Source organism: Aestuariivita sp. (assembly GCF_049276915.1).
In the GTDB taxonomy this organism is placed as follows: domain Bacteria; phylum Pseudomonadota; class Alphaproteobacteria; order Rhodobacterales; family Rhodobacteraceae; genus Aestuariivita.
This window is the reverse complement of record NZ_JBASXK010000063.1, coordinates 1-5,022: the sequence shown is the minus strand read 5'-3', so window position 1 is coordinate 5,022 and position 5,022 is coordinate 1. Positions and strand designations below refer to the sequence as shown.

Below are 5,022 nucleotides of genomic sequence, written 5' to 3'. Positions count from 1 at the left end.
GGTGGTGTCCCTGCTGGCACTGTCTATCCGACCGGCAAAGGCTGGGCGGCTGACATCGCTGCACCCTATGATCCTGCCAAAGCCGAAGACTTGCTTGCCCAAGCGGGTGCCGTGAAGGACGGCGGGACATGGATGCTGGACGGGGCACCGCTTGAGATTGACATCGTCACCTATTCTTCCCGTGCAGCATTGCCGCCGACCGCAGAATTAACCCAAGCCTTTCTCGCGGCCATTGGCGTCAAGGCCAACATCACGGTCGGCGAGTGGGGTGCCAGCAACGACGCGATTGCGGCGGGCGAGGCTGATCTGTTCCTGCAAGCTTGGGTGACCACTCCGCAAGGTGACCCCGGCGGCGTCTTGGAAACCTTGCTGAAATCTGACGGCGGGTCAAACGCCGGGGGCTATGCAAATCCGCGCTTGGATGAATTGCTGGACCAAGGCCGCCTGACCTTTGATCACGCTGAGCGCAAAGCGATCTATGACGAGGTGCAGCAGATCATCTCGGCTGAGGCTGCCATGATCCCCGTTTTCCACGTAAGCCAGACGAATGTTGGCGTGCCCGGATTGACCGGTTATCAGGTGCATCCAACAGAGACCTATTGGATCACACACGAGACAAAGCTGACGGAATGACACTGAACGCAACCGACCTGAGTGCTGTGCGCTCGGGTCGGACCATCCTGCATCCCACGTCGCTGGACATCAAACCACGAGGCCGCATCGGCCTCGTTGGTGCGTCTGGGTCTGGGAAATCGACGCTTGGGCACGCCGTGATCGACGATCTGCGTGCGCAGGGCCGCAGCGTCGCCCATGTGCCGCAAAGCCCGGAGGAGGCGCTCGATCCGCTGCGGTCCATGGCGTTTCATTGGCGCGAGGCGGAAGTCGCCTTGGGCCTGCAACCGGGCAATGCGGATCAGGCGGCGCTATTCCATGCACTAAAGATCGAAGGTGGCGATCTACGCAAACGCCCCTGGGGCTGGAGCCGCGGGATGCAGCAGCGGTTTGTCATTGCCATGGCGCTGATCGGCAGCCCTGATCTGATCGTGCTAGATGAACCCACATCCGCGCTTGATCCAATTGTGGCCGCTGCGACGATGGACCTTCTGAGCGATTTTCTGGATGACAAAGACACGGCGGTGATCCTGATCACCCACGATCTTGGCCTTGCGGCGCGGCGCGTCGAAAGGCTGATAGTGATGGAGGCCGGACATTTGGTCGAACAAGGACCAACAGAGGACATATTGGAACGACCCCAAACAAGTGCCGCAAAATCACTTTCTGCGCATCGCAATTGGATGGCATTGCCGTGTTGAAGGTGAACACCCTCATGGTGAAACGCGGATCACACGTCACGTTGGACGACATTCATCTGTCGCTGCCAGCCAGCAAAACCCTCGCAGTGGTTGGCGAAAGCGGGGCTGGTAAATCCACCTTGATTGCCGCGATCCTGGGCCTTCTGAAATCCGCATCAGGCGAAATCACATGGAACGGCAAACCTGTACATGAAGCCCGCCCCGCATTGGTCATGCAAGAGCCGCGCGCGGCGTTCAATCCAGTGCTCAGCCTGCGCCGCTCCGTGATGGAGCCTATTGTCGCGCAAGGGATTGCGCTGGCAGAGGGCCGGTTAGAACGGCTTTGTGCCGGGCTGGAATTGCCGCTTGATCTGTTGGATCGCCGCCCAGGCCAAGTGTCCATCGGACAAGCACAAAGGGCAGGTATCCTTCGTGCTCTCATTGCAGCTCCGCCACTGGTGCTCTTTGACGAACCGCTCTCCGCCCTCGACGCGGTCACGCAAAAACACACCGCTCGGTTGATCAGTGATTTGCAGACCGAGGAAGGATTCGCCGCGCTGATCGTTACCCACGACATTGGGTATGCCGTCGCGCATGCAGACCAGATCATGGTGCTTAAAGACGGACGGGTGGAAGAGACCGCAGACGCCGAAACCTTCGCGCTGAACCCGGTGTCGCCCTATTGCCGCGCCTTGCGGGACGCTGCGATCTCGCTGGGCGCGCTTGAGGCCGTGGCATGATCAAGGCCATTGGCAGGTTGTTATTGCGCGCGGTCGTCGTGCTGTCGGGCACGGCGATCCTGACCTTTGCACTGCTTTGGCATGCGCCCGGTGATCCCGCGCAGGCCATTGCCATGGCCCGTTTTGATGCCCTTTTGACCGAAGACGTGATCGACCAGGTCCGCGAAGAGGTCGGGTTGAACGCAGGCTTCTGGCAGGCCTTCTGGGCCTGGCTGGGCCCGCTTCTCACGCTTGATTTCGGCTATTCATCGGTGACGGGCCGCGCGGTTTGGCCCGACCTTTGGACGGCCATAACCTACACTTTCCCACTGGCCTTGGCGGGGCTCGGAATTGGCCTAGCGATCTCACTGCCGCTGGCCATCCTCGCCACGCAACGCCCTGGCGGGCTGCTGGACCGCGCGGCTGTTGCGGTCGCATCCCTTGGTGCCGCGATCCCAGCCTATTGGCTTGGGCTCTTGTTGATCCTGCTCTTTGCCGTCCAGCTCGGATGGCTTCCCGCCATGGGCGCGCGGACACCGGCCCATGCGATCCTGCCCGCAGTCACGCTCGGCCTGGGTGTCGCAGCCTCGCTGACCCGGATCATTCGCTCCGGCATTCTGGAGGCGCGCGGCCAGCCGTTCCTGCCCGCGATCCGACGGCGCGGGGTCACAGAACGGGCGCTTGCGAGAGACCACATCGCCCCGCATGCCGCCATCCCTGTCGTCACCCTCTTTGGGTTGGAACTCGCATTCCTGCTCGAAGGCGCAGTGCTGGTGGAGGTCATTTTTGGCCGCCCGGGCCTAGGCACCTTTTTGGTGCAAGCCATCGTGGCGCGAGACTTCCCGCATGTGCAGGCCGTCGTCGTTGTGACAGCACTTGTCTTTGTGGGGGTCAATCTGTTGATCGACATCATTTACCGCGTCATCGACCCTCGGATCGGGGCCGAGAATGCGTAGCGTGTCGATCCTTGTCAGCATTCTGGTGACGCTCGCCGTGCTTGGCCCGCTGCTGGCACCTTATGATCCGACTGCGATTGACATTCCAAACCGCCTCTCAGCCCCAAGCGCGACCTTCCCATTGGGCACAGACGCGCTTGGCCGCGATATCCTGTCGCGATTGCTTTATGGGGCGCGGTGGTCTTTGGGGCTGGCCTTCCTGATCTCGCTGCTGAGCCTTTTGATCGGGACATCTATTGGCCTACTAGCGGCACTGGGCGGCAAAGTCGCAGATTGGTCGCTGATGCGCGCAACTGATACCTTTTTGGCCTTCCCTGAACTGGTGGCGGCGGTCGTCATCGCAGGCCTTATGGGCGCGGGCACATGGAGCCTGATCTTTGCCCTCAGCGTCACGGGCTGGATGCGTTATGCCCGTGTGGCGCGCGGTATCGGACTCTCCGTTCAAAGCCGGGGATATGTCGTGCAAGCCCGGTTGGCAGGCATGCCGGCTTGGTCCATTGCCCGCTGGCATTACCTGCCGTCACTGATCCCATCGCTTACCGTTGTATGGACCGGCATGTTCGCCCGCGCGATCCTTGGCATCTCGGCACTTGGGTTTCTAGGCTTTGGCGTCCAGCCGCCAAACCCCGAATGGGGGGCGATGTTGCTAGACGCGCGGGTGCATATGCGCTCGACCCCGTTACAGATGATATGGCCGGGTTTGGCTGTGGTGATATGCGTGCTGACCATCAACCTCGTGGGCGACGCCCTGCGCGACGCTTTGGCTAAAGAAGGCAGCCATGAATGAGCACGCATGACCGCCCATCCCTCGGAATCAGCCTACGCATCCTGGCGGGGCTCTTGTCGGCGGGCATGTTCATCTGCGTCAAAGCGGCAGGGCCAGATGTGCCATTGGGCGAAGTGGTCTTCTTCCGCTCCTTCTTTGCGGTTATTCCACTGACCTTGTTCCTTTGGGTTCGGGGGGAGTTTCCCCACGGTCTGGCGACCCAGAAACCTTTCCAACACCTGCTGAGGTCCAGTTTCGGGGCGATTGCCCTGTTCACCTCCTTTGCTGCACTGACCTATCTCACCCTTGCCGAAGCGCTTCTGATCGCGCAGCTTTCGCCCATGCTGATGGCTGTCGGCGCAGTAGTCCTTTTGTCAGAGCGTCTCACTGTCTGGCGTACTGCAGGCGTGACAGTTGGGTTCTTCGGCGTGATCGTTTTGGTCTGGCCCGAACTCGGAAACGGCTCTTCAGACAGCACACGGGTTTGGGGGATCGGGCTTGCGCTGGTATCCGCAGTGCTCTCTGCTTTGGCGCTCATCATGGTGCGCAGCTTGAACAAAACCGAAAGCCCTGGGGCGATTGCGATGTATTTTGTCATTGCCTCCATGGTCGGCGCACTATGCACCTTGCCCTGGGGTTGGGTCGTTCCAGATGTACCAACAACCGCTATGCTGATCGGGGCCGGTCTGTTTGGTGGCTTCGGTCACATCGCGCTGACGCTTTCGTTTCGCTACGCCGAAGCCTCGCGGCTTGCGCCATTCGAATACGTTGCCCTTTTTTGGCCTATCCTCGCTGATTTGTTCATTTTTCGCCTCAACCTGTCTGCAAGCTTCCTCCTCGCTGCGCCACTCATTCTGGCGGGTGCGGTCATTGCGGCAGGAGAACGCAACAGAAGCGCAGAGATGCGTTGAGCATCGCTGAGCGCATCGACATCTAAGACCTGTTGGCGAGCGGTTGTACAGTTCGCCAATGCAAAATGGCCCTATGTCACCATCGCAAAATTGGTCCTTAGAGATCGCGCTTGAGTATATACTGCGCGATCATGACTAGATTTACTCGTAAGAACGGCGGCTTTGGTGACACGTACCGCGGAGCAGCGTTCAGGCTTCCGCACATGCGAACAAATGCTGCGTAAGCAATAGCTGCGCATGCAAAAGGCCGGTTCGTCCGCATCTTGCCAATTCGCGGCCCGCGCGGCGAAGGTCAGCTATCGCAGATTTGTGCCAAGGGCTGAAGGTCTGTTGTGGCTTTTAGCGGCGTTTGCGTAGGCGCATTGCGCAGAGTGAATC

The 5,022-nt window shown here is 60.2% G+C and carries 6 protein-coding genes; all 6 read left to right on the top strand.

Going from position 1 to position 5,022, the window contains the following annotated elements:
* Positions 1-633, top strand: a 633-nt coding sequence (locus tag WAO69_RS06625) for an ABC transporter substrate-binding protein (protein ID WP_422177287.1), incomplete at its 5' end; no start/stop codon positions are given.
* Positions 630-1,313: an ATP-binding cassette domain-containing protein gene (locus tag WAO69_RS06620; RefSeq protein ID WP_422177285.1), complete on the top strand. Its 684-nt coding sequence runs from the start codon at positions 630-632 to the stop codon at positions 1,311-1,313. The genes WAO69_RS06625 and WAO69_RS06620, both read left to right, overlap by 4 nt.
* A gap of 2 nt (positions 1,314-1,315) precedes the next feature.
* Positions 1,316-2,032, top strand: coding sequence for an ABC transporter ATP-binding protein (locus tag WAO69_RS06615; protein WP_422177283.1), 717 nt, complete (start codon positions 1,316-1,318; stop codon positions 2,030-2,032).
* Entirely contained in the window at positions 2,029-2,967 is a 939-nt protein-coding gene (locus tag WAO69_RS06610; RefSeq protein ID WP_422177281.1) for an ABC transporter permease, read from the top strand. Before WAO69_RS06615 ends, WAO69_RS06610 begins: the two co-directional genes overlap by 4 nt.
* Positions 2,960-3,754, top strand: coding sequence for an ABC transporter permease (locus tag WAO69_RS06605; protein ID WP_422177279.1), 795 nt, complete (start codon positions 2,960-2,962; stop codon positions 3,752-3,754). Before WAO69_RS06610 ends, WAO69_RS06605 begins: the two co-directional genes overlap by 8 nt.
* Positions 3,751-4,644 (top strand): DMT family transporter, encoded by an 894-nt coding sequence (locus WAO69_RS06600; protein ID WP_422177277.1) that lies wholly within the window; start codon positions 3,751-3,753, stop codon positions 4,642-4,644. Before WAO69_RS06605 ends, WAO69_RS06600 begins: the two co-directional genes overlap by 4 nt.
* Positions 4,645-5,022: the final 378 nt, after the last annotated feature.